This window comes from Seonamhaeicola sp. MEBiC01930, assembly GCF_045277075.1.
In the GTDB taxonomy this organism is placed as follows: domain Bacteria; phylum Bacteroidota; class Bacteroidia; order Flavobacteriales; family Flavobacteriaceae; genus Seonamhaeicola.
The window spans coordinates 919,319-943,929 of sequence record NZ_CP104270.1 but is presented as its reverse complement, the minus strand read 5'-3'; the positions used below and the strand labels follow the sequence as shown (position 1 = coordinate 943,929).

Annotated in this window: 19 protein-coding genes; 15 read left to right on the top strand and 4 right to left on the bottom strand. The window is 34.1% G+C overall.

Features of this window, described 5'->3' with window-relative positions:
• Positions 1–26 precede the first annotated feature (26 nt).
• From ilvB to N1F78_RS04110, 7 genes are all read left to right on the top strand, one after another.
• Positions 27–1,763, top strand: coding sequence for a biosynthetic-type acetolactate synthase large subunit (ilvB, locus tag N1F78_RS04140; RefSeq protein ID WP_406684923.1), 1,737 nt, complete (start codon positions 27–29; stop codon positions 1,761–1,763).
• An 18-nt stretch (positions 1,764–1,781) separates the two neighbouring features.
• The gene (gene ilvN / locus N1F78_RS04135) at positions 1,782–2,303 is read left to right on the top strand and encodes an acetolactate synthase small subunit (RefSeq protein WP_406684922.1); all 522 of its coding nucleotides are present in this window, start codon (positions 1,782–1,784) and stop codon (positions 2,301–2,303) included.
• Between the two features lie 72 nt (positions 2,304–2,375).
• Positions 2,376–3,851, top strand: a complete 1,476-nt coding sequence (gene ilvC / locus N1F78_RS04130; RefSeq protein ID WP_406684921.1) for a ketol-acid reductoisomerase — start codon at positions 2,376–2,378, stop codon at positions 3,849–3,851.
• A 138-nt stretch (positions 3,852–3,989) separates the two neighbouring features.
• Positions 3,990–5,255: a threonine ammonia-lyase IlvA gene (ilvA, locus tag N1F78_RS04125; protein ID WP_406684920.1), complete on the top strand. Its 1,266-nt coding sequence runs from the start codon at positions 3,990–3,992 to the stop codon at positions 5,253–5,255.
• A 186-nt stretch (positions 5,256–5,441) separates the two neighbouring features.
• Positions 5,442–7,034 (top strand): NADP-dependent glyceraldehyde-3-phosphate dehydrogenase, encoded by a 1,593-nt coding sequence (locus N1F78_RS04120; protein WP_406684919.1) that lies wholly within the window; start codon positions 5,442–5,444, stop codon positions 7,032–7,034.
• A 153-nt stretch (positions 7,035–7,187) separates the two neighbouring features.
• Positions 7,188–7,706: a plastocyanin/azurin family copper-binding protein gene (locus tag N1F78_RS04115; protein WP_406684918.1), complete on the top strand. Its 519-nt coding sequence runs from the start codon at positions 7,188–7,190 to the stop codon at positions 7,704–7,706.
• Positions 7,707–7,762: 56 nt separating this feature from the next.
• The gene (locus N1F78_RS04110) at positions 7,763–9,997 is read left to right on the top strand and encodes a c-type cytochrome (RefSeq protein WP_406684917.1); all 2,235 of its coding nucleotides are present in this window, start codon (positions 7,763–7,765) and stop codon (positions 9,995–9,997) included.
• A 93-nt stretch (positions 9,998–10,090) separates the two neighbouring features.
• Here the strand turns inward: N1F78_RS04110 and N1F78_RS04105 are convergent, their stop codons facing one another.
• From N1F78_RS04105 to N1F78_RS04090, 4 genes are all read right to left on the bottom strand, one after another.
• Complete coding sequence (locus N1F78_RS04105) at positions 10,091–12,904, bottom strand: TonB-dependent receptor (protein WP_406684916.1); 2,814 nt, start codon at positions 12,902–12,904, stop codon at positions 10,091–10,093.
• 125 nt (positions 12,905–13,029) lie between these two features.
• Entirely contained in the window at positions 13,030–13,389 is a 360-nt protein-coding gene (locus tag N1F78_RS04100) for a transmembrane 220 family protein (protein ID WP_406684915.1), read from the bottom strand.
• A gap of 8 nt (positions 13,390–13,397) precedes the next feature.
• Positions 13,398–14,027: a gluconate 2-dehydrogenase subunit 3 family protein gene (locus tag N1F78_RS04095; protein ID WP_406684914.1), complete on the bottom strand. Its 630-nt coding sequence runs from the start codon at positions 14,025–14,027 to the stop codon at positions 13,398–13,400.
• A 4-nt stretch (positions 14,028–14,031) separates the two neighbouring features.
• Entirely contained in the window at positions 14,032–15,744 is a 1,713-nt protein-coding gene (locus tag N1F78_RS04090) for a GMC oxidoreductase (RefSeq protein ID WP_406685662.1), read from the bottom strand.
• Positions 15,745–15,896: 152 nt separating this feature from the next.
• Here N1F78_RS04090 and N1F78_RS04085 point away from each other — a divergent pair, with 152 nt between their 5' ends.
• The 8 genes from N1F78_RS04085 (at position 15,897) to N1F78_RS04050 (ending at position 24,517) form a co-directional block, all read left to right on the top strand.
• Positions 15,897–16,934: a helix-turn-helix transcriptional regulator gene (locus N1F78_RS04085; RefSeq protein ID WP_406684913.1), complete on the top strand. Its 1,038-nt coding sequence runs from the start codon at positions 15,897–15,899 to the stop codon at positions 16,932–16,934.
• A gap of 212 nt (positions 16,935–17,146) precedes the next feature.
• Positions 17,147–18,322, top strand: a complete 1,176-nt coding sequence (locus tag N1F78_RS04080; RefSeq protein ID WP_406684912.1) for an MFS transporter — start codon at positions 17,147–17,149, stop codon at positions 18,320–18,322.
• A 7-nt stretch (positions 18,323–18,329) separates the two neighbouring features.
• Positions 18,330–19,478, top strand: coding sequence for a Gfo/Idh/MocA family protein (locus tag N1F78_RS04075; protein ID WP_406684911.1), 1,149 nt, complete (start codon positions 18,330–18,332; stop codon positions 19,476–19,478).
• Between the two features lie 22 nt (positions 19,479–19,500).
• Positions 19,501–20,553: a sugar phosphate isomerase/epimerase family protein gene (locus N1F78_RS04070; RefSeq protein ID WP_406684910.1), complete on the top strand. Its 1,053-nt coding sequence runs from the start codon at positions 19,501–19,503 to the stop codon at positions 20,551–20,553.
• A gap of 1 nt (position 20,554) precedes the next feature.
• Positions 20,555–21,361 (top strand): DUF1080 domain-containing protein, encoded by an 807-nt coding sequence (locus N1F78_RS04065; RefSeq protein WP_406684909.1) that lies wholly within the window; start codon positions 20,555–20,557, stop codon positions 21,359–21,361.
• A 16-nt stretch (positions 21,362–21,377) separates the two neighbouring features.
• A complete protein-coding gene (locus N1F78_RS04060; protein WP_406684908.1) occupies positions 21,378–22,352 on the top strand; it encodes a ThuA domain-containing protein in 975 nt (324 codons plus the stop codon).
• Positions 22,353–22,741: 389 nt separating this feature from the next.
• Entirely contained in the window at positions 22,742–23,329 is a 588-nt protein-coding gene (locus N1F78_RS04055) for a hypothetical protein (protein ID WP_406684907.1), read from the top strand.
• A 9-nt stretch (positions 23,330–23,338) separates the two neighbouring features.
• Positions 23,339–24,517, top strand: a complete 1,179-nt coding sequence (locus N1F78_RS04050; RefSeq protein WP_406684906.1) for an argininosuccinate synthase — start codon at positions 23,339–23,341, stop codon at positions 24,515–24,517.
• Positions 24,518–24,611 lie beyond the last annotated feature (94 nt).

Genomic DNA, 24,611 nt, shown 5'->3' with positions numbered 1-24,611 from the left:
ATCTTTCAAACTTTTAAGTTACAATTATGAAAGAAACTCAAACCATACAAACTAATAAGACAAGGACTGTTAAGACAGAACGTATTACTGGATGTGAAGCTATTATAAGATGTTTAATAGCTGAAGGTGTAGATATACTTTATGGGTATCCAGGAGGTGCAATTATGCCTGTTTATGATGAATTATTTAAATATCAAGATAAGATTCATCATGTTTTAACACGTCATGAGCAAGGGGCGGCGCATGCTGCTCAAGGATATGCTCGTATTTCTGGAAAAGTTGGGGTTGCAATGGCAACTTCAGGTCCCGGAGCTACAAATTTAATAACAGGGATTGCTGATGCTCAAATTGATTCAACACCTTTAGTGTGTATTACAGGGCAGGTGTTTTCACATTTGCTAGGAAGTGATGCTTTCCAAGAAACGGATATAGTAGGAATTTCAACTCCGGTTACCAAATGGAATCATCAAGTAACTAAAGCGGAAGATATTCCTGGGGTTATTGCAAAAGCATTTTATCTAGCTAGAAGTGGAAGACCAGGTCCAGTTCTTGTTGATATAACAAAAGATGCCCAAATTCAGGAATTTGATTTTGCATATGAAAAATGTACTGAGGTAAGAAGTTATAAACCTGTACCAAAAACGGATATCGATGCTGTTAAAGCTGCTGCTGAATTAATTAATGCTGCGAAAAAACCTTTTATAGTTTGGGGTCAAGGTGTTATTCTTGGTGAAGCAGAAGAAGAATTGAAAGCGATAATTGAAAAATCTGGAGTTCCTGCTGCATGGACCATTTTAGGAGCCTCGGCGATACCAACCTCCCACCCATTAAATGTTGGAATGGTTGGAATGCACGGTAACTATGCACCCAATAAACTAACAAATGAGTGTGATGTTTTAATTGCAATTGGAATGCGTTTTGATGACCGTGTTACGGGTGATTTAAAAACCTATGCTAAACAAGCCAAGGTAATTCACTTTGATATTGATCCAGCTGAAATTGATAAAAACGTAAAAACAGATGTAGCTGTTTTAGGTAATTCAAAAGAAAGTTTAGCCTTATTATTAAACGAATTGAATCCTAATTCACATGATGCTTGGTTGCAGGAATTCAAAGACTTGTATGCTATTGAATATGAGCAGGTAATTAAAGGTGATTTACTTCCTGAAAAAGAGGGTTTAACAATGGGAGAGGTTCTTAGGGAAATAAATTCTCAAACAGAAGGAAACGCAGCTATTGTTTCTGATGTAGGTCAGCACCAAATGATTGCTTGTAGGTATGCCGAATTTAATAAAACCAAGAGTAATATTACCTCTGGAGGTTTAGGCACTATGGGGTTTGCGTTACCTGCAGCAATTGGAGCTAAAATGGCTGCGCCAGAACGTGAAGTAGTAGCAATAATTGGTGATGGTGGTTACCAAATGAACATTCAAGAATTAGGAACTATTTTCCAACAAGAGGTACCCGTAAAAATTGTAGTTTTGAACAATGAATTTTTAGGAATGGTACGTCAATGGCAACAATTGTTTTTTGATAAACGATATGCATCAACAGAAATGACTAATCCAGATTTTGTTACAATTGCTAAAGGATACCATATTGAAGCAAAACGTGTTACAAAACGTGAAGAATTAGCAGATGCCGTTAAGGAAATGATTGCATCAAAATCGTCTTATTTCCTTGAAGTTTGTGTAGAGAAAGAAGATAATGTGTTTCCTATGATACCAGCAGGAGCTTCAGTATCTGATGTAAGATTAAGTTAAAAATGTAATTCAGCGTATATGAGCGAAGAAATAAAAACACTAACCATATCGATTTATACCGAAAACAATATCGGTTTGTTAAATCGTATTTCTGCTATTTTTCAGCGTAGACATATTAATATTGAAAGTTTAACTACATCTCAATCTGAGATTGAAAATGTGAATCGATTTGTTATTGTTGTTAAAATGACCGAGACACAGGCCAAAAAAATAGTTGGGCAAATAGAAAAACAAGTTGAGGTAATCAAGGCATATTATCACACCAATGATGAGACTATTTTTACTGAAAATTGTATGTTCAAAATAAAAAGTGAATTACTTTTTGAAGAACCACAGATTCAGAATATAATCAAGGAAAGTGATGCCAGAATTGTTACAGTGAATCGTGAATTTTTTGTTTTAGAAAATACAGGAAGACGTCATGAAATTGAAGAACTTCGAAAAAAACTGGATAAGTTTGGAATCATGCAATTTGTGCGTTCTGGTAGAATAGCAGTGACAAAAGACGAAATGAAAATAACAGAATTGTTAAGCAAATAAAAACCGAATTATTAGTAATTTAGCATCCCGGTTTACGGGAGAAAACAAATATTTAAACAAGCATATTAAAAGATGGGAAATTATTTTAACACTTTATCGCTAAGAGACAAATTAGAGCAGTTATCAAAGTGTAGGTTTATGGATTCTTCAGAGTTTGAAGATGGTGTAAATGCCTTAAAAGGGAAAAAGATAGTAATAGTAGGTTGTGGAGCTCAAGGATTAAACCAGGGCTTAAACATGAGAGATTCTGGTTTAGATATTTCTTATACGTTACGTGAAGCAGCTATTAAAGAAAAACGTGCTTCTTATGTAAATGCAACAGAAAACGGATTTAATGTTGGTACTTATGAGGAATTAATTCCAACGGCAGATTTAGTTTTAAACTTAACACCAGATAAACAGCATACTAATGTTGTTAGTGCTGTAATGCCATTAATGAAAAAAGGCGCTACTTTATCATATTCTCACGGATTTAATATTGTTGAAGAGGGAATGCAAATTCGTGAAGACCTTACGGTTATCATGGTTGCTCCTAAATGTCCTGGTTCAGAGGTGCGTGAAGAGTATAAAAGAGGATTTGGAGTACCAACCTTAATAGCAGTGCATCCTGAAAATGATCCAGAAGGAAAAGGATGGGCACAAGCTAAAGCTTATGCTGTAGGAACTGGTGGTGATAGAGCAGGTGTTTTGGCATCGTCTTTTATTGCTGAAGTTAAATCTGATTTAATGGGAGAGCAAACTATTCTTTGTGGATTGTTACAAACAGGTTCTATTCTTTGTTTTGACAAAATGGTTGAAAAAGGAATTGATCCAGGATATGCTTCTAAATTAATTCAATATGGATGGGAAACTATTACTGAAGGATTGAAATACGGAGGTATCACTAATATGATGGATAGATTATCTAATCCAGCAAAAATTAAGGCTTTTGAGTTATCAGAAGAATTAAAAAACATCATGCGTCCGTTATTCCAAAAGCATATGGATGATATTATGGAAGGTCGTTTTTCAAGTGGAATGATGGCTGATTGGGCTAATGGTGATGCAGATCTTTTAGGATGGAGAGCAGCTACAGGAGAAACTGCTTTTGAAAAAACACCAGCCGGTGATATGGAAATTTCAGAGCAGGAGTATTATGATAATGGCGTATTAATGGTTGCAATGGTAAGAGCGGGAGTTGAATTAGCATTTGAAGCTATGACAGATTCTGGTATTATTGATGCATCAGCTTATTACGAATCTTTACATGAAACGCCACTTATTGCAAATACAATTGCAAGAAAGAAGTTGTTTGAAATGAATCGTGTGATTTCTGATACAGCTGAGTATGGTTGTTATTTATTTGATCACGCTTGTAAGCCATTATTAGGTGACTTCATGAAGACAATTGATACTGATGTTATTGGAAAAGCATATGCTACAGATAATGGAGAGGGTGTTGATAATGCGAGATTAATTGAAATTAATGCAGCTTTAAGAGCGCATCCAGTAGAAAAAGTTGGAACTTTCTTAAGAGCTTCAATGACAGCAATGAAGCCGATTGTTTAAAAGCAATTCTTTTATAAATATAAGCCTCATAAGTTTTTTGCTTATGAGGTTTTTTGGTTTTTAGTATTTATTGAGAAAATACAATTACGTAACTTGCAATTAAGTAGGTTCAAACCTAAAATGTTATAAGTATAGGATATGGAAAAGGAGTCTAAAATATATTTTCCAGACATCAAAGATATTAGGCTGGCTACAGAAGCTATCAAAGAAGTGTCATTAGTTACACCACTAAGCTTTGGTAATAGATATTCAAATAAGTATGATGCCAAAATATTTTTCAAAAGAGAAGATCTTCAACAAGTACGCTCTTATAAAATAAGAGGAGCCTTTAATAAAATTAGTTCACTATCTGAAAATGAATCTAAAAACGGAGTGGTTTGCGCTAGTGCAGGTAATCATGCTCAAGGTGTAGCGCTATCATGTAAGTTGTTAAAGATAAGAGGTGCTATTTATATGCCAACACCAACACCAAATCAAAAAGTTGAGCAGGTAAAAATGTTTGGAGGTGAATATATTGATATCAAATTAGAAGGCGATACCTTTGATGATGCCTATCATGCTGCAGTAATAGAATGTGAGCAAATGGAAAAAGTATTTATACATCCATTTGATGATAAAAAGGTTATTGAAGGGCAGGCAACTATTGGTTTGGAAATTATTGAACAAATAAAGGACCCTATTGATTATGTTTTTATTCCCGTTGGTGGTGGCGGATTAGCAGCAGGATTATCTTCAGTTTTTAAAACGTTATCACCTAATACTAAAATTATTGGCGTTGAACCAGAAGGAGCACCATCAATGTCAATTTCAATAAAAAACAATAAAAATACTACATTAGACCAGATTGAAAAATTTGTTGATGGAGCTGCTGTAAAACGTGTTGGTAATTTAACCTTTCCTATATGTAAAGAAAATTTACATGAAATGATTACCGTTCCTGAAGGTAAAATTTGTGAAACTATTTTAGAACTTTACAACAAAGATGCTATTGTAGTAGAACCCGCTGGTGCGCTAAGTATTGCAGCATTAGATTTTTATGCTGAAAAGATTAAAGGTAAAAATGTGGTTTGTTTGGTAAGTGGAAGTAATAATGATATTACAAGAACTTCAGAAATTCAAGAACGTGCCTTACTCCATGCTAATTTAAAGCACTATTTTATTGTTAAGTTTCCGCAAAGAGCGGGCGCATTAAAGGAGTTTGTTGTTGATATTTTGGGAGAGAATGATGATATAACTTATTTTGAATATGCCAAAAAAACAAATCGGGAGAATGGCACCGCAGTAGTGGGCATTCAATTAAAATCTCCACTAGATTTAGAGCCTTTAATTGATAGAATGAAAGTGCATAATTTTTATGGTGATTACCTAAATGATAAACCAGATTTATTTCATTTTTTGGTTTAAACTATTGAGTTTTTTTCTTGGTAAAGAAGGGGTTTTTCGAAATCGTTTTCGCTTTATTAAGTATCGTTTTATCTTTTTTTGCAATACATTATAAGTATTATTTCTTTCCTTTGAAGTGTTGGTTTAGGTCTGAATTAAGTTGTTTTTACCAGTTTATTCAGAATTTTAATAATTAATTCATAAGTCATGAGGCAACCATTTAAAGAAATTCCGGAGGTTTATAAAATTAATTCACTTTTACATCAAAAAACGTATTTGGTAAATGGTGAACTTAAAAGCTGGGATGGTGATACTGCTGAGGTATACTCAACGATATCTTCAACCTCGGAGTATAAAAAAACGCTCTTAGGAACCATTCCTCAATTAGGAGAAAAGGAAGCTTTAGATGCGCTTAATTCAGCAACATCTGCCTATAGTAATGGTAAGGGTTTATGGCCAACAATGAAGGTGGCTGACAGAATTGCCTGCATGGAGGCTTTTGTAGAACAAATGCAAACCAAAAGAGAAGAGGTTGTAAAACTTTTAATGTGGGAGATTGGTAAAAATTTACCTGATTCAGAAAAAGAATTTGACAGAACAGTTGACTATATTTATGATACCATTGAGGCATATAAGGAAATTGATAGGAATTCGGCAAAGTTCGAAAAAAGCTCAGGAGTATATGCGCACATTCGTAGAGGGCCTTTGGGGGTGGTGTTATGTTTAGGGCCTTATAATTACCCTTTAAACGAAACATTTACCTTATTAATACCGGCTTTAATAATGGGTAATCCTGTAATATTCAAGCCAGCAAAATTAGGCGTTTTGTTAATATCACCTTTATTAGAAGCTTTTCAAGCTAGTTTTCCGGAAGGTGTGGTTAATATTGTATATGGAAGAGGTAGAACGTTGGCAACACCAATAATGAAATCTGGTAAAATTGATGTTCTTGCTTTAATTGGAAATAGTAAGTCAGCTAATGCGTTGCAGGCACAACACCCTAAAGGCAATAGATTAAGAATGGTTTTAGGATTGGAAGCTAAGAATCCGGCCATTGTATTGCCAGATGCGGATTTGGATTTAGCTGTTGATGAATGTATAGCTGGAACCTTATCTTTTAATGGGCAGCGTTGTACGGCACTAAAAGTGTTATATGTTCATGAATCTATAGTAGAAGAGTTTAACAGGCGTTTTGCCTTTAAAGTTGATAAACTTAAGTTTGGGAATCCTTGGGATGATGGTTCAAAACTAACGCCTTTACCAGAAGACGATAAGCCGGCATATATAAAGGAATTGATTGAGGATGCTCTTGATAAAGGAGCAAAAATATTGAATAATAGAGGTGGTGAAATTTCAGAAAATTTCATTTTCCCTGCTGTTTTATATCCTACAAATAAGGATATGCGAGTATTTCAAGAAGAGCAATTTGGTCCTGTGGTGCCTGTAGTTTCTTTTTCCGATATTGAAGAACCGCTTAATGATATGGCTGAATCCAATTATGGTCAACAAGTAAGTTTGTTTGGTAAAAACATCCAAACCCTTTCGCCTTTGATTGATACATTAGTTAATTTGGTTTGTAGAGTAAATTTAAATAGCTCATGCCAAAGAGGTCCTGATGTATACCCTTTTACTGGAAGGAAAGATTCTGCATTTGGTACTTTAAGTGTTCATGATGCCTTGCGTTCATTTTCAATAAGAACGTTTGTAGCATCTAAAGACAACGAATATAACAATGCTATCCTTACTGAATTGTTAGAACAAAAAACTTCAAATTTCATTAGTACAGATTATATTTTATAATATCCCATATCTATAGTTTTTTTAATTGGGTTATTGATTGTTTAGTATATTTTTTTTCAGTGAAAAATAATGCACTTCTTTCCGTTTATATATTTATATATTTGGAATTGCATTAAATATTAATAAGTATATAAGAACTTAAAACACTAAAAAATGAATATACTGAAGTTTGGACTCATGTCTTTTTTTACCTGTATTTTAATAATGAGTTGTGGTGGTGAAAAGAAAAAAGAAAAGGAGAGCTTTTCCTATGAAAATAAATCTCAAGTTAAAGAAGAAGTAAAAGAAGATTCTAATCTTGCTAATGTTGTGTTGGTTGGAGATGATGGGATGAAGTTTGATAAAACTGAAATAAAAGTTAAAGTAGGTCAAAAAGTTAAACTAACGTTACGTCATAAGGGGAAGATGGATATTAATGTTATGGGGCATAATGTTGTAATACTTAACAAAGGTGTTAATGTTGCTGCTTTTGCAGTTAAGGCAGGGGCTTCAAGAGATACTAAATATATACCTGGAGATTCGGGAGAAGATATTATAGCTCATACTGATTTAATTGGTGGTGGTCAAACTACTTCAATTGAATTTGATGCACCAGAAGCAGGGATTTATGATTTTATCTGTAGCTTCCCCGGTCATTACGCAATAATGAAGGGTAAGTTTATTGTAGAATGATTTCCTCAATAATAATTATTAGCCCTTATTTAAATTACCAATAAACTTATTATTAAATGAAGAATAGAATATTTGGAATAGGTCTAGCTATTACTTTAGGCTTTACGTTTTTTTGTTGCCAAAAGGAAAAGGAATATGTTGATAAGATTTATGAAAAACCTGAAATAGTTCCAGAGGCACCATCAACTTTTATGTCTCCAGAAGAAAGTATGAAAACCTTTTATTTGCCTGAAGGATTTAAAGTTGAATTGGTAGCCAGTGAACCTATGGTTGATGAACCTGTTGCTATTGCTTGGGATGGAGATGGGAGAATGTATGTTGCTGAAATGAATACTTACATGCAAGATGTTGATGGCTCTGGTACGAAAAGATCTATTAGTAAAATAAAATTACTTGAAGATTTAGATGGTGATGGTAAAATGGATAAGTCTACTGTTTTTGTTGACAGTTTAATGTTGCCAAGAATGATTTTGCCTCTTGAAAACGAGCTAATTGTTAATGAAACATTTTCTTATGATTTATGGAGTTATAAAGACACAGATGGAGACGGTGTAGCCGATGAGAAAAAACGTGTTTATTATAATGAAAATAAACGTGGTGGAAATTTAGAACACCAACAAAGTGGTTTGTTATGGAATTTAGATAATTGGGTTTATACTACATATAATCCTGCAAGATTTAGGTTCAAGAAAAATGAGGTTGTTGTTGATACCTTAGAGAATATGACTAAAGGTCAATGGGGTTTAACCCAAGATGATATGGGTATAATGTACTATTCTACAGCGGGTGCTGAAAATCCTGCATATGGTTTCCAACAACATGCTGTTTATGGAGCTTATGATCCTCCTGGTAGATTAGAAAAAGGTTTTATGGAACCATGGCCTGTTGTTGGAACACCTGATGTTCAAGGTGGTCCCAAAAGGTTGAGAGAAGATAATACGCTTAATTATTTTACGGGAGTAGCAGGGCAGGAGATATACCGTGGTCATAAACTACCAAAGTTTATGTATGGAGATTTATTTATTCCGGAGCCAGTTGGTAGGCTTATACGTAGAGCTAAGGTTAAAAATGAAAATGGGAAACGTGTTTTATATAACCCATATGAAAAAACTGAGTTTATGGCATCTACAGATTTAAATTTTAGACCAGTTCAAGCCAAAACAGGACCAGATGGTGCATTGTATATTGTAGATATGTATCGTGGTATTATACAAGAAAGTAATTGGACTAGGGAAGGTAGTAAGATAAGACCTGTTATTGTACGTAAAGGCTTAGATAAAAATATAGGTAAAGGTAGAATTTATAGAATAGTTCATGAAGATATTACACCAGATAAAAGACCTAATTTATTAGGGAAATCTGCTTCTGAATTAATAGAGTTTTTAGGGCATCCTAATGGATGGTATAGAAACACGGCACAGAAATTAATTATTTTGAAAGAAGACATGTCTGTTGTTTCAGAATTAAAAGAGATAGCTTTAGATAATACATCTTTTTTTAGTGGAGATAAGGATTTGGTATTACAAAGAATACACGCACTTTATACTTTGGAAGGTTTAGACGCTTTAGATAAAGAGTTGATTGCTGAAAAATTAAATGATGAAGATTCTAGAGTAAAAGTAATAGCCATAAGACTAGCAGATCGCTTTTTAAAAGAAGGAGATACTTCATTTTTGCCAAAATTGAAGGAATTAGCTGGTTGTGATGATATTGAAATTATAAATCAAATAGCATTAAGTTTAAGAAATAGTAAGGATGAGAAAGCTACCGAGATTTTAAATGCAATTGGTAGTGATTTTAGTGAAAACGAAATTATTGCACATTCGGTTAAGGAAAGTTTAAAGAAGGACGATTCTAAATTAGCTAAGTTAAAAGAGCAGTTTGCAAGTAAAACTATGGGGCAAAGACAAACCATATTTAAAGGGTATGATATATATAATGAATTGTGTATTACATGTCATGGAGCAGATATGGAGGGTGCAAAGAATGAGGATGGTTCTTATATTGCACCTACCTTAATAGGAAGTCCTAGAGTTACGGGTAGCAAAAGTACCTTAACCAAAATACTATTGAATGGTTTAATTGGTCCTATTGATGGAAAGGATTATGGTATAATGCTGCCATTAAAAAGTAATGGTGATCAATGGATTGCAGATGTGTTAAGTTATGTAAGAGCGGTGAATGAAGCAAGCTTGGTTAGCAGAAAGGATGTTCGAATTACAAGATCAGAAACAAAAGAGCGTGAAGATTATTGGACTTTAGACGCGCTTGAAAAAGAAGAAAAAAAGTAATTTAATAAAATTAGTTAGTGAGTGAAAACACCTGTTAACCAATACGTTTCAGGTGTTTTTTTAAATAAGTCTTATTATCTGTTTTGGTATAGGCTAAAGGCTATATTTTAACTGTATTATGGCTCTTCTCGGTAATACAGGAACTACAACAAAACTAGCGTCTGGATTTGCAGCAATAAACTCAGGAGTTGCTCCGTTAGCATTAGCACCAAAATTATTAGCACCGAAAAAGTTAGCTAATCCTTCAGAATTAAAAAGGTTTGTTACTAAAATATTTGTTGTTATATGTTTGTTGATTTTATATCCAGTACCAAAGTTAAAAATACTGTAAGCAGAAAGTTCAAAACCATTGGCAACATTGCCAAAGCGTTTCCCCATATATTGCCATTTTAAGAATACTGAAAAGTTATCTTTTGCAAATTCAGTATTAAAATTAAACATGCATTTTGGGTTAAATGGTAGCGTACTACCTGAATAATCTACAATGCTATCATCAGTTGTGTCTACAGATCCAGCGGCGTCATATATATTCCAGCCTGTTGCTTTTGGGTTTTGAAGGATACCATTAAAACGAAATACTAAATTTAGAAATGGTGTGTAAATACTTTCCCATTCTAAACCAATAGTTCTGGAGGTGTTAAATAAAATTGGCGTGTAAAAAACACTACCACTACTTTCATCAAATTCAAAATTAGCAATTCCAATATCTTTAAGCTGGCTCCAGAAAGCGGTACTTGTAAAAGAAATGTTTTTTAGGTTGTATTTAATACCAATTTCTGCCTGCACTATTTTTTGAACTTCTCCTTTTTTGTTTATTGGAACATTAGAGAAGTTATCGAAATAATAATTTAGTTCTGGGGCTTTATTACCTTTAGATAGTCTTGTGAAAACTGCACTGTTGCTGTTTATTCTATAATTGATGCCTCCGGAAAATGATAGATAATGGTATGAATAATTAAAAGGATCTTTTTCACCGGTTGGTTTTAAAATGTTATTGTCGTAAGCCGTATTTTCGTTACCGTCTAGTCCACCATTTTGTGTAAAAGGAGCAAAACGGTCTTTGCTGCCCTTGTGCGTAATTGATTCATGACGAAGACCTAAGTCTATATGAAGTTGGTCAGATACTTTCCATTTGTCATTAATAAAGGTTGATATTTGGTCTACTTTGGCTTCAGTATTCACAAAAAACAAACCACCGTAATTACTAAGTCCGTTTTCATCAGACAATTCCATAGCAGGACTTCCAGGGTTTTCAAGAGTAACTTGAAGCATTCTTGGGTTAGGTTCGTAAGTGGTAAAAGCAAAAGAACCCTGTGTGTATAAAGAAGTGTTAGAAATTCCTAAATCCAATCCAACAGAAATGTTATGGTTATCCGTTTGCTTGTTTAATACCAAACGATCCATAAATTCGTCGGCGGTAGTGTCTTTATACCAAGCTGAAGTTCCCATTATAGCATCGTTTGGTAATCTGCTATCTGTTAAATATTCAATAGGTTCACCAGAAAAAATAGGGGCATTGTTAATTCGAGCTAATTCTGAACCAGATTCTGCATCGCGAAATATAATTTGACCTGCAGGAAAAGGATTGCCGTTACTAACTAAATAATAAGGTAAAAAACCATTAAGAGATTCAAAAGTATTACTTATTGATGTTTGCCAATTTGCTTTTTTTGCTGAAAATTTAGCATTATTTTGAAGATTCCATTGGTTGCCCAAATCTATAGAAAAATCAACACCAAAAGCAATGTCTTTGGCATGAACGCCTTGTGCGGGATTAAAACTAACGGTGCTATTTAGGTTTCTCCCATCAGGAATATTACCATTAAAACTTGGCATTAATAAAGAGGTAGTGTTAAAATCTTGATTGAAAGCAGGTGTAGGGTTATCCCAGTTTGTAGCTGCAACACCATTGTAACGATTAGTTTTATCATTCAATAGTTTTCCATAAAATTTCAAATACCCACCAGTATATTCTTTTATAATATTGAATTTAAATTGCCCGCCTTGGCTAAATGAGAAATCATTATTGCGGGCTCCATTATCCTGTCTGTAATGTCCACCTGTATTAAAAAACCAATGTTTGCCTAAAGGCCCGCCAAAATTGGCGTCTATTTTATACAAACTGTTATTGTTTTCAGTTGGGTTGCTTGTAAATTGAATATCTCCTCCAAATTGGTTTCTTCTGCCATTGGAAATAAAATTATAAATTCCACCTGGCGCATTAAGCGTTGTAATTGATGAGCTTCCCCCTCTTAAAGCTTCTACTTTTTTAGTGGTTAAATCAACACGATGAAACAAATCTGGACCATAATAAGAATATTGTACAAGACTTACAGGTAGTCCATCTTCTTGTAGGGATGTGTAATACCAACCAGTGTCGTCTTCTGCGGACGCTGAAATTCCTCTTGTATACACTTTTGTAAATACTTCACCAGCTGAAGCATCTGTAAATGTTCCTGGAATATTTTGAAGTAAACTAGCGGTGCCTTGAGGCAAAGTTTGTTGAATAGTTTTATTGTTGAGTATGCTAACAGAAGTGGTAGATTCTAAAGATGTTCTTGGGTCAAAAGTACCTGTAACAATTATAGTTTCTAGGTTGAGTAAATCTTCTTCTAATACAAAAGAGAGTGATAAATCTTTTTCTATTGAAATATTTTGGGTAATAGATTTATAGCCTAAATGAGAAATTGAAATTACGTAATTTCCGTTTGCAACGTTTTCTAAATAAAAAGCACCATTACTATTTGTGTTAGTGTTTAAGTTTGAATCTATAAAAGATATGATTACGTCTTTCAGAGCATTATTGTTTTCATCTTTTACATGTCCAGAAATATTATTTTGAGAAAATGTTGTGGTTGAAAATAGACTTACTACGGATAGTAAAAAAAATGTAAAAAACCGATTCATTAATTAGTTGTTAGTTTGAAAGTAGGTGGTTGATTGATGAAATTTAAACGAACAAAGATGAGAAATTTTAATAGAATTTATGTGCGTATTTGTTCATTGAAAAATTTTAAACAAAACAAGATGGTTTATTTTTTTTGTTTTAAAATATATAAAACACTCAAAGCAGCTAATAAAAGCCCAATAAATTCTCTGGTGCCTTCTAGATAAGGTTTTTCATAAACCATTTCCCCAAATATTTCTTTTTTGTTGTCTGTTTGTAAGTAATCAATAAAAAGAGAAAAATGAAAAATAGAGTAAATTAAAAGTCCAGCAATTGTTATGTTTAAAAGTATTTTAGGGATTGTTTTGAAATTGGCTATTAAACAAATTAATGCCACATAAAAATAAATTGAAAACCATAAAACACTATCTGGGTCATTTAATTGAATCACAGCAAACAATGTGAATACAACAAATAAAAAGTAGTTGGTTGTCTTTTTACTCATAACTTGTTTTATAGGGACCATGCCATTCCGTTAGTTGCATCTTCAACAGATATGCAGCCTTTGTAATCTCCTGGTATAGGGTCATAGGCAAGAACATTTTCTCCTATTTCCTTTGAGGTGAAATACCCAAATAGTGTATAATGTTTAACCGATAATAAGAATTTATAAATAGAATAACTTGCAGTATGTTCAACGGGAATTTCTTCTATTTCTAGGCTTTGAAGTTTTAAGATTTTTTCTGATTCTTCTTCAGAAATTTTAAAATACGTGTCTAGTAGTTTTTCAAAATCTTCTTTTTTTCCTTCTATTGCTTCATAATTAAACGTATTCTTAAATATTTTACTAAACAAGGTTGAGCCACTCTTAAAAAGCTTTTGCTTGTCTTTAGTTTCCATTTCATAATACATTTTATCTAAAAATTGTGGTGTATTTACATCAATGGCTCCGGGGGTTTCTGATGATGGTAAAATAATGTCTGCCAAATGAGTAACTATATGTTTCTCAAGTTCAGATAAGAATAGAGGAGACCATGTTTCAGCTTTACCTGAACAAGAATTAAGTATGCTTAAAACGGTTGGTGCTGCAACTGTATATCCTAAACCTATGGTTAAATTTTTTAAGGCGTCTCTTCTGTTCATGGTTTTAAGCTTTTTTATTTTTTTTAAATGCATTAGCGGCATGATTAGCAGCTCTAGCTGTTAAAGCCATATACGTTAATGAAGGGTTTTGGCAAGCCGAAGACGTCATGCAAGCTCCGTCTGTAACATAAACATTTGATACGGCATGTATTTGATTATGCTCATTCAAGACAGATGTGTTTGGGTTTCTCCCCATTCTAGCAGTTCCCATTTCGTGTATACAAGCGCCTTGGATAGCTTTTTCATTAAACCCTTTAACATTTTTATAACCAGCAGCTTTTAACATAGCTATAGCTTGATTCATAATATCCTCTCGCATTTTCATTTCATTTTCTTTAAATTCTGCATCAATGTCTAGGGTAGGTAATCCCCATTCATCTAACTTATCATAATTTAATGATATTTTGTTTTCATGATATGGTAGGCACTCACCAAACCCAGTCATGCCAATAGTCCAATGTCCAGGTTTTAGAAGTTCATCTTTTAATGCTTTACCAAAACTTAATTCAGAAACTGCTCGTTTCCAGTTTGTTCTACTAGCGCCTCCTTGGTAACCATAGCCACGTATAAAATCTTTAGCTTTAGTTTTATCATTGCCTAAATTCCTAAAACGAGGAATATAAAAGCCATTAGGTCTTCTGCCTTTATAGTATTTGTCTTCAAAACCATCAATATCGGCTTTTGCTCCAACTGCATAATGATGATCCATTAAATTGTGTCCTAATTCACCACTATCATTACCTAATCCATTTGGAAATCGTTGCGATTTTGATTGTAGTAAAATACTTGTGGTTGCTATTGTTGAGGCACAACAAAAAATAATGGACGCCTTAAAAAAGAATTTTTCCTTAGTTTTTGCATCGATAACTTTTACTCCAGAAGCTTTTTTCCTGGTTTCATCATAAACAATTTCATAAGCAATAGAGTTAGGACGTAAATGCATATTTCCAGTACGTTCGGCTGCAGGCAAAGTTGATGAATTACTACTAAAATAACCCCCAAAAGGACACCCACGAATACATCTATTTCTGTATTGACAATTAGAGCGCCCCTCATGTTCTGCATTTCCAGTTTTATGAGCTACTCGTCCAATTGTTAATAAACGATCATCATCAAAATTTTCGTTTATATGCTCTTGTAAATCTAATTCGACACAATTTAACTCCATAGGAGGAGAGAATTTTCCATCAGGAAGTTGTGCTAGTCCTAAGTTTTTTCCAGACACACCTATAAATTCTTCCACCTTATCATACCAGGGTGCAATGTCCTTATAACGAATTGGCCAATCTACACCATGCCCATCTAATTTGTTGGCTTCAAAATCCATTTCGCTCCATCGGTACGTTTGTTTGCCCCACATTATTGAACGTCCACCAACATGATAGCCACGTAGCCAAAGATATTCCTTAACCTCGTTGTATGGATGTTTAATGTCATCAACAAACCAGTGTCTCGTTTCAGGCTTTGTTAATGTTCCGTCCCATAAACGGCTTTGAATATGCTGTCTTTCCTGAGTTTTTATACTTTGTGCTCCTCGATGTTCAAAATCCCATGGATCTTGGTACATTGTTGGGTAGTCTTCAATATGTTTTACATCTCGACCACGATCTAAAACCAATGTTTTTAATCCGTTTTCACATAATTCTTTAGCAGCCCAACCACCGCTAATACCAGTTCCTATTACTATAGCATCATATTTTTGTGGGTGTTCTGTCATCATAAAGTTTGTTTAAAAAGGCAATATATTTCTAGTTGTAATTTGATAATGAAATGTAAAGTTAATTGTTAAAAGTATTAAATAAACTAACAATTTTTATAATAAGTGGAAAAATAACTACTTTGCATGATAATAATGTTTAAATTATTTCAGTGAAAATAAACGTACAGGAAATAGAGCCATATGAAGCTGATGGTGTTGTTTATCACGCAGATACATGTTTGCCTCTTATAGATGCGTATAAGAGAAAGAAATTGAAGTTTAAGGCCCTTGCAAGACATACGTATCCTGGAGATAGGCTGGATGAAAATACCGTTGGTTTAAATAGTATTGGTTACTGGGATGCTAATGAGCCGCAAGACTGGGGTCTTGACTGGCATAGAAATGAAGGTATTGAGTTTCATTTTTTAGAGTCTGGTTCCATGCCGTATTCTCAAGAAAATAGAGAGGTGTTGTTAACGCCAAACCATCTAACAATAACGCGTCCGTGGGAGGCGCATAAAGTTGGGAACCCTCACATAGGAATGGGGAAGTTTTATTGGGTTATTATTGATTTGGGAGTGCGCAGACCACATCAAGAGTGGGTTTGGCCAGATTGGATAACGCTTACGGATTCAGATCTTTCCAGATTGACTAAGATTTTAAGGCATAATGAGAAGTCTATTTTAAAAACAGACCAACGTGTAAGAGATTGTTTTAAACGTATAAATTTAGCTATAAATACAGATGAAAATGGCAGTAATGCTTCAAGAATAAGGTTGCTAATAAATTACCTTTTAATCCTTATTTTAGATTTATTGAACACGGAAAACATTGTTTTAAATGAGTCTTTAACAGATAGCTCTAGAAGTGTACAGTATTTTTTGAAGGAGTTAGATAAGAATTTAGCAGAAAATTGGACTATTGAGCAAATGTCTCAGTCTGCAGGGGTTGGTTTAACACGATTTACACATCATTGCAAGAGATTAACTAACTTAACACCAATGCGTTACTTGACGATGCGGAGGTTAGAGATGTCAAAAAAAATACTTAAAGAAAAGAATAATTTAACCGTTAGTGAGATAGCTTATATGTGTGGTTTTGCTACAAGCCAGTATTTTTCCACAGTATTTAAAAAGCATGAAAAGTGCTCTCCTAATGAGTACAGAAGATTACATTCAATTGATGAAGCATTGTCTGCTTACTCATAATAATTGTAGTTTTAGTGTTTAAATTCTTTCACTGAATAAAAATAAACATGCAGTTTATTTTTATTCTATATTTTCACGTGTTTACCAACGCAAACTATTATGGGATGAAGGGAGATGTGGAGTAAATTTTTCATCTAATTATATAGGTAAAAAGTACATGTCTGTAATAGAGATACCTTTATAGAGAGGAATACTAACTAAACTAAATAGAAATGGAAAACATCAACAAAAACAGACTTTTTTTTGGAAGTTGTCTAGCTTTAATTACCACGGCTATGACTTTTGCTATTAGAGCTAGATTAGAAACCGTATTCGGTCCTGAGGGTGTCGGTTTAACTTTAGAGCAGCTAGGTTATGCTTTTGCTCCAGCTTTTTTTGGATTTACTATTGCCATGATAATTGGAGGTCCATTGGTTGATTTATTAGGTATAAAAAAAATAACATGGATGGCTTTTATAACACATGCAGTAGGCATAGTGTTAACTTTAATGGCAGATTCAATGACTTCACTATTTATTGCAACCTTATTTATTGGAATTGGGAACGGTTTTGTTGAAGCAGCATTAAATCCAATGGTGGCGTCTATGTATCCTGATGAAAAAACTAAAATGTTGAATAGGTTTCATGTTTGGTTTCCTGGAGGTATTGTAATAGGTGCACTATTAGGTTGGCTTGTTATGGATGTATTAGATTTAAGTTGGCAAGTTATGGTAGCTACTTTGTTTATTCCACTAATGGCCTATGGGTTTATGTTTTTTGGGCAAAAAATCCCGGTTACAGAACGTGTACAACTAGGTATTAGCAATAAAAAAATGTTCAGCAGTGTACTTAAACCATTATTCTTATTTATGGTGGCTTGTATGTTTTTAACTGCGGCGTCAGAATTGGGTACTACTCAACGCATAGAATCTTTGTTAAAAGAATCGGTTTCCGCACCTCTTTTAGTTTTGGCATTTATTAATGGAATTATGGCTCTTGGTCGTTTATTTGCAGGTCAGGTAGTGCATAAATTAAGTCCGTCAGGTATGTTGTTATATTCAGCAATATTTACATTTATTGGATTATGGTTATTAACTGTTACAAGTGGCGGAATGACCTTTGTGGCAGCAGCCGTATTTGCAGTAGGTGTTACTTTTTTCTGGCCAACAATGCTAGGTTTTGTTGCAGAATATTTACCAGAAACAGGAGCACTAGGACTTTCTATAATGGGAGGAGCAGGAATGTTTTCTGTATCAATAGTATTACCAATAATGGGACGTTTAATGGATGGTGCTAGTGGGGCAGGAGAAGCATTAAGAACCATGTCCATTTTACCAGCAATTTTAATTGTGGCCTTTTTAGGGTTAAATATATACATGAAAAAAAATAGAAAAACAGAACAAGCTTAATTAAAAAATGAGTAGAAAATTAAGAATGGGAATGGTCGGTGGTGGCGCTGGTTCATTCATTGGAGATGTACACAGAAAAGCGGCTTCGATTGATGGGATGATAGAATTAGTATGTGGTGCTTTTAGTAGTAGTGCAGAAAAATCAATAGCATCAGGTAAGGCATTATATCTTCCAGAAGATAGGTGTTATGGCACTTTTGAGGAAATGATTTCAAAAGAAAAGGAATTACCAGAAGATATACGAATGGATTTTGTTGCTATTGTAACGCCAAATTACATGCACTTTCCGCCAGCAAAAATGGCATTAGAAAACGGCTTTCACGTGGTAAGTGATAAACCCATGACATTAACTTTAGACGAAGCTGTTGAGCTTGAGAAAATAGTTAAAAAGAGTGGGAAACTATTCGCTTTAACCCATAACTATACTGGGCACCCATTAGTAAAGCAAGCCAAGGCTATGGTGGCTAAAGGCGATTTAGGAAATATTAGAAAAATACAAGTGCAGTATTTACAAGGGTGGTTGTCAACCTCTATAGAAAAAACAGGACAAAAACAGGCGTCTTGGAGGGTAGACCCTAAACGTTCTGGTATTGGTGGGGCTTTAGGAGATATAGGTACACATGCTGAGAATCTTGTTGAGTATATAACAGGGCTTAGAATTGAAGAGCTGGCTGCAGATTTAGGTGTTTTTGGGGAAGGTAGAACCTTGGATGATGATGGTAATTTATTATTGCGAATGGATAATGGAGCTAAAGGTACCATGTCTTTTTCGCAAATTGCATTAGGAGAAGAAAACAATTTAGCTATTAAGGTGTATGGTGAAAAAGGTAGTTTAGAATGGCATCAAGAAAATCCTAATCAATTAATAACACATTGGTTAGATAAACCTGTAAAAGTGTATACACCAAATGGGAATGATTTGTATGATGAAGCATTAAGTGTTTCAAGAATTCCTGCGGGCCATCCAGAGGGGTATTTGGAGGCTTTTGCAACTATTTATAAAAACTTTGCAACCCATTTAATGGCAATTCTAAATGGTGAAACCATTGAAACACCAGATTACCCAACAGCTAAAGATGGCGTGCGAGGTATGCAGTTTATTTATGCTTCTGTAGAAAGCGATAAAAATAATGCAGCTTGGACTAAGCTAAGTTAAAATTTAAAGAGATTATTATAATATGAAAACAATAAAAGGACCTGCTGTTTTTTTAGCTCAATTTGCTGGAAGTGAGGCACCATTTAATAGTTTAGATGGTATGTGCAAATGGGCAGCCGATTTAGGATATAAAGGAATTCAAATACCTACTTGGGAATCTAGTCTAATAGATATTGAAAAGGCAGCCGAAAGCCAAACCTACTGTGATGAATTAAAGGGAAAAGTAAACTCATACGGATTAGAAATTACAGAATTGTCTACCCATTTACAAGGGCAATTGGTAGCGGTTAACCCTGCTTACGATTCAATGTTTGACGGTTTTGCTCCAGAACATGTAAGAGGTAACCCCAAGGCAAGAACAGAGTGGGCCATAGACTTTGTTAAAAAATGTGGGACAGCTAGTGGAAGATTAGGTTTAAAATCTCATGCATCATTTTCCGGCGCATTAATGTGGCATACGGTATACCCATGGCCACAACGCCCTAATGGATTAGTAGAAATGGGTTTTAAAGAATTAGCGAATAGATGGTTGCCTATTTTAAATCATTTTGATGAACATGGAGTTGATGTGTGTTATGAAATACACCCAGGAGAAGATTTACATGATGGTATTTCGTATGAACGTTTTTTAGAGGCAACGGGAAATCATTCTAGAGCTAATTTACTTTATGATCCTAGTCACTTTGTATTACAGCAATTAGATTATTTGTCGTTTATAGATATTTATCATGAGCGTATAAGAGCCTTTCATGTAAAAGATGCCGAGTTTAATCCAACAGGAAGACAAGGGGTTTATGGTGGTTATGCTGATTGGAAAGATAGAGCGGGCAGATTTAGAAGTTTAGGAGATGGGCAAGTAGATTTTAGTGCTATATTTTCTAAATTAACTAAGTACGGATTAGACTTGTGGGCGGTTATGGAATGGGAATGTTGTATTAAATCTTCTGAGCAAGGTGCTAGAGAAGGAGCTCCATTTATTAAGAAGCATATTATAGAAGCTGCTACTCGTAGTTTTGATGATTTTGCTGGAGGAGACATTGATGAAGATTATTTAAAGAGCGTATTAGGGATTTAAAATGAAAAAGTTTCTAGTCTTACTTGTTTTGATGTCTTTTTTTTCTTGTAAGCAACAAGGTTTTACCGAGGAAGGTTCTGAACCAGAAGAATTGATAAAAACCTTTAAAGAAGCCCCTGGAGAAGAACCAACCAAGCCTAAGCAAACTGAGGTTTGGGAGCCCAAACCTAAGGAGATAACGGTAGATGAGGTGACAAGGATTCCATCAGATGCTATTGTACTTTTTGATGGTTCTAATTTTGATGGGTGGGTGTCATCTAAAGATTCGTCAGCCGTGAAATGGATTTTAAATCCAGACAAAAGTATGACCGTTAAAAATAAAACTGGTGACATACAAACCAAACGTAATTTTGGAGATATACAATTGCATATAGAATGGAAATCACCTGGAGAAGTTAGAGGGGAAGGTCAGCATAGAGGTAATAGCGGTATTTTTATTCAAGGTAGATATGAAATTCAAGTTCTAGATAATAATGATAATGATACTTATGTGAACGGACAAGTTGGGTCTATTTACAAGCAATCAATACCCTTAGTAAAAGCTTCAGCTCCAAGCGGAGAGTGGAATAGCTATGATGTTATTTATCATGCGCCTAAGTTTAATAGTGAAGGTCGTAAAATAAAAGCTGGAACAATTACTGTGCTTCATAATGGTGTGTTAATTCAGGACCACTATATAATTAAAGGAACCACGGAGTTTATTGGCTGGCCAAAAAATAAAGCCCATGAAAAAGCCCCTATAAAGCTTCAAGATCATCGTGATAATAGTGGTGTGAGTTATAGAAATATTTGGGTTAGAGAATTGTAATAATAATTTCAATATTATGAAAAGATATATCACTTTTTTAATGTGTGTTTTTTGCTTTTTTACTAATGCTACAAAAAGTAGTGCTTATGCAAAAAAGATTAAAGTGTTAATAGTAGATGGACAAAATAATCATGAGGTATGGCCAAAATCTACAATCATGATGAAACAGTATTTAGAAGAAACAGGACTTTTTAAGGTAGATATTGCCAGAACCAAATTTTTAAATAAAAGTGAGAAATTTAAGGATTGGTTGGGCTATGCGAAAAAGGTACCAGAGGGTATAGAAGGAAAACCTAAAACTGATCCTGATTTTAGCCCAAAATTCTCAAAATACGATGTGGTAATTTCTAATTTTGGTTGGCGTGCAGCTTCATGGCCTGAAGAGACCAAAATTGCTTTTGAAAATTATATAAAAAATGGTGGTGGGTTTGTAAGTGTGCATGCCGCAGATAATAGTTTTCCAAAATGGGAAGCATACAATGAAATGATAGCCATAGGAGGTTGGGGTGGAAGAACCGAAAAAGATGGTCCTTATTTATATGTAGATAAAGACAATAAAACAAAAAGAGATTATAGTCCAGGTAAAGGTGGTGCACATGGTAAGAGGAAAGCTTTTCCTATATCTATTTTTGATACAGGACACCCCATTACTAAAGGAATGCCGAAAGTATGGATGCATGCTCCAGACGAATGTTATGCCTTTTTAAGAGGTCCGGCGAAGAATGTTGATATTTTGGCTACTGCAGTTTCTACAAAAAAAGCTCCAGAATTGGAGCAAAAAGAACCAGTGGTTATGGTAATAAAATATGGGGAAGGTAGAGTTTTTCATACGCCATTGGGGCATGATACAAAATCATTTGAATGTGTTGGGTTTATAACACTATTTACTAGAGGTGTAGAATGGGCTGCTACAAATAAAGTAACTCAAACAGAAATACCTCAAGATTTTCCTTCAGCCGATAAAGTATCTACAAGAGAATTTAAATATTAGGGCTAATTTTTTGATCTATTGTTCTTTCATAGAAAATTATAGGTGTTGATTTTTTTAGTTTAATGTTGTTTAATTCATAATAAGTTGTAATTTTGCGGCTTATATTAACGAAAGGGGCTCACGCCGACGATTTAGAGTTAATAGTTAAGATGGTTATTCAGTGAAAACAGAAAACAACATATCTCTTATCTCTTCTGTTCTAGTTAACACTACTAGAACAAATGTTGTGCGTTTTCCTCAAGCTCGCCCCTAAGGGGCTATTCAGTTTACGAAAGTATGCGTTACTTTCATTTTCGTTATAATTTAGAGTGAAAATTTAAAAGCTAAAAAAGCTTAATTAAATACTTTGGTCATTAATTAAATCTGAAGTGTTTATTAAGTATTGAAAAATGAATTCAATATTGGACATAGAAAAAAATACTGTTGTAGAAGAAGCAAAGGCCTATAGCGAAATACAAGGTTTAGAGGTTGTTTTTACACATGAGATTTCTAAAACTCAGTTACAGATTATCTCAGAACGAACAAAAAACCTTCCAGCTATGTATCATGCTAGTGTTGGGATGTTGCTAGATCGTTTAAAAAATGGTTGCTATCTTTTAATGAAAGATGATGAGATTTATGGTCATATTTTTGCCCACAGACATACCATTGATAAATATTCGGTTTATGAAAGGTCTTCTTTATGGATTCATAAGTCATACAGAAACAATAATTTAGGGCTACTTCTAATGGATTTTTTAACCAAAAAGTTCTCTAAAGAATTTCTTATTTCAATAGCCCAAGATGCTACAGTCCATAACAATAATGAGTTGTTAGGAATGAAATTTATTACTCTAAGAGACTTATCACCTGTGTTAATTGAGACCTTAGAAAAACTAGGAAAACTAAGAGATGAGTACAAATATAAATATTACGTTAATCCATATTTCGAATCGAAGATTAATCAATTTAATAAGATTCTTAAAAATAAAATTTAAATAGAACACATGAAGAAGTTAGTAATTGCATATAGTGGAGGTTTAGATACATCATATTGTGCGGTAAGTTTATCAAAAGAATATGAAGTTCATGCGGTTAGTGTAAACACAGGTGGGTTTACAAAAGAAGAAATAGGTCATATTGAAAGTAACGCCTATAAAATGGGGGTTGCTACTTATAAAAATATTGATGCGGTTTCAACCTTTTACCAAAAGGTTGTGAAGTACTTAATTTTTGGAAATGTGTTGAAGAATAACACATATCCGTTATCAGTAAGTGCTGAACGTATCGTTCAAGCTATAGAAATAGTTGAATATGCAAAAACTATAGGTGCTGAGTATATTGCCCACGGAAGTACAGGGGCAGGAAACGACCAAGTAAGGTTCGATATGATTTTTCAAACTTTGGCGCCAACCATTCAAATCATCACACCAATTAGAGACGAGCAATTAACAAGACAACAAGAAATTGACTATTTAAAGCAAAATGGTATTGATATGTCTTGGGAAAAAGCAAAGTACTCTATCAATAAAGGACTTTGGGGAACAAGCGTTGGTGGCGCTGAAACATTAACTTCAGACCAACCTTTGCCTGAGCAAGCATATCCATCTCAGGTAAAACATTCAGAACCTGAAAAAGTAAAGTTAACTTTCAATAAAGGAGAATTAACTAAGGTGAATGGTGTAGAAAATGCACCTGAGGTTAATATTGAAGTTTTAAATAATTTGGCTTCGGCATATGGGATAGGAAGAGATATACATGTAGGTGACACCATTGTTGGAATTAAAGGTAGAGTTGGATTTGAAGCAGCGGCAGCCTTAATTACAGTAAAAGCACATCATCTTCTAGAGAAACATACATTAACCAAATGGCAATTACAGCATAAAGAGTATTTGTCTAGTTTCTACGGTATGCACTTACATGAAGGTCAATATTTAGATCCTGTAATGAGAGATATTGAAGCCTTTTTAACTAGCTCTCAAGATAAAGTAAGTGGTGATGTTGTTGTAACTTTAATGCCTTATAATTTTTCATTGGATGGCATAAGTTCAGAGCATGATTTAATGAGTGCTAAATTTGGTAGCTATGGTGAGGAAAATAAAGGTTGGACGGCAGATGATGCTAAAGGGTTCATTAAAATCCTAGGAAACCAGAATAAAATATATCAACACGTAAATTCAAAGTAATGAAATGAGTTTAACGAAAATTATTTTTTAGTTTTCAATCGAAAAAAAGAATTTTTTTAAGCGAAAGCGAAGCGGTTGATTTTTACTAAATTAT

Coding starts and splice junctions, on each gene's coding strand:
- ilvB (WP_406684923.1), top strand. CDS start 27: ATGAAAGAAACTCAAACCATACAAACTAATAAGACAAGGACTGTTAAG.
- ilvN (WP_406684922.1), top strand. CDS start 1,782: ATGAGCGAAGAAATAAAAACACTAACCATATCGATTTATACCGAAAAC.
- ilvC (WP_406684921.1), top strand. CDS start 2,376: ATGGGAAATTATTTTAACACTTTATCGCTAAGAGACAAATTAGAGCAG.
- ilvA (WP_406684920.1), top strand. CDS start 3,990: ATGGAAAAGGAGTCTAAAATATATTTTCCAGACATCAAAGATATTAGG.
- N1F78_RS04120 (WP_406684919.1), top strand. CDS start 5,442: ATGAGGCAACCATTTAAAGAAATTCCGGAGGTTTATAAAATTAATTCA.
- N1F78_RS04115 (WP_406684918.1), top strand. CDS start 7,188: ATGAATATACTGAAGTTTGGACTCATGTCTTTTTTTACCTGTATTTTA.
- N1F78_RS04110 (WP_406684917.1), top strand. CDS start 7,763: ATGAAGAATAGAATATTTGGAATAGGTCTAGCTATTACTTTAGGCTTT.
- N1F78_RS04105 (WP_406684916.1), bottom strand. CDS start 12,904: ATGAATCGGTTTTTTACATTTTTTTTACTATCCGTAGTAAGTCTATTT.
- N1F78_RS04100 (WP_406684915.1), bottom strand. CDS start 13,389: ATGAGTAAAAAGACAACCAACTACTTTTTATTTGTTGTATTCACATTG.
- N1F78_RS04095 (WP_406684914.1), bottom strand. CDS start 14,027: ATGAACAGAAGAGACGCCTTAAAAAATTTAACCATAGGTTTAGGATAT.
- N1F78_RS04090 (WP_406685662.1), bottom strand. CDS start 15,744: ATGACAGAACACCCACAAAAATATGATGCTATAGTAATAGGAACTGGT.
- N1F78_RS04080 (WP_406684912.1), top strand. CDS start 17,147: ATGGAAAACATCAACAAAAACAGACTTTTTTTTGGAAGTTGTCTAGCT.
- N1F78_RS04075 (WP_406684911.1), top strand. CDS start 18,330: ATGAGTAGAAAATTAAGAATGGGAATGGTCGGTGGTGGCGCTGGTTCA.
- N1F78_RS04070 (WP_406684910.1), top strand. CDS start 19,501: ATGAAAACAATAAAAGGACCTGCTGTTTTTTTAGCTCAATTTGCTGGA.
- N1F78_RS04065 (WP_406684909.1), top strand. CDS start 20,555: ATGAAAAAGTTTCTAGTCTTACTTGTTTTGATGTCTTTTTTTTCTTGT.
- N1F78_RS04060 (WP_406684908.1), top strand. CDS start 21,378: ATGAAAAGATATATCACTTTTTTAATGTGTGTTTTTTGCTTTTTTACT.
- N1F78_RS04055 (WP_406684907.1), top strand. CDS start 22,742: ATGAATTCAATATTGGACATAGAAAAAAATACTGTTGTAGAAGAAGCA.
- N1F78_RS04050 (WP_406684906.1), top strand. CDS start 23,339: ATGAAGAAGTTAGTAATTGCATATAGTGGAGGTTTAGATACATCATAT.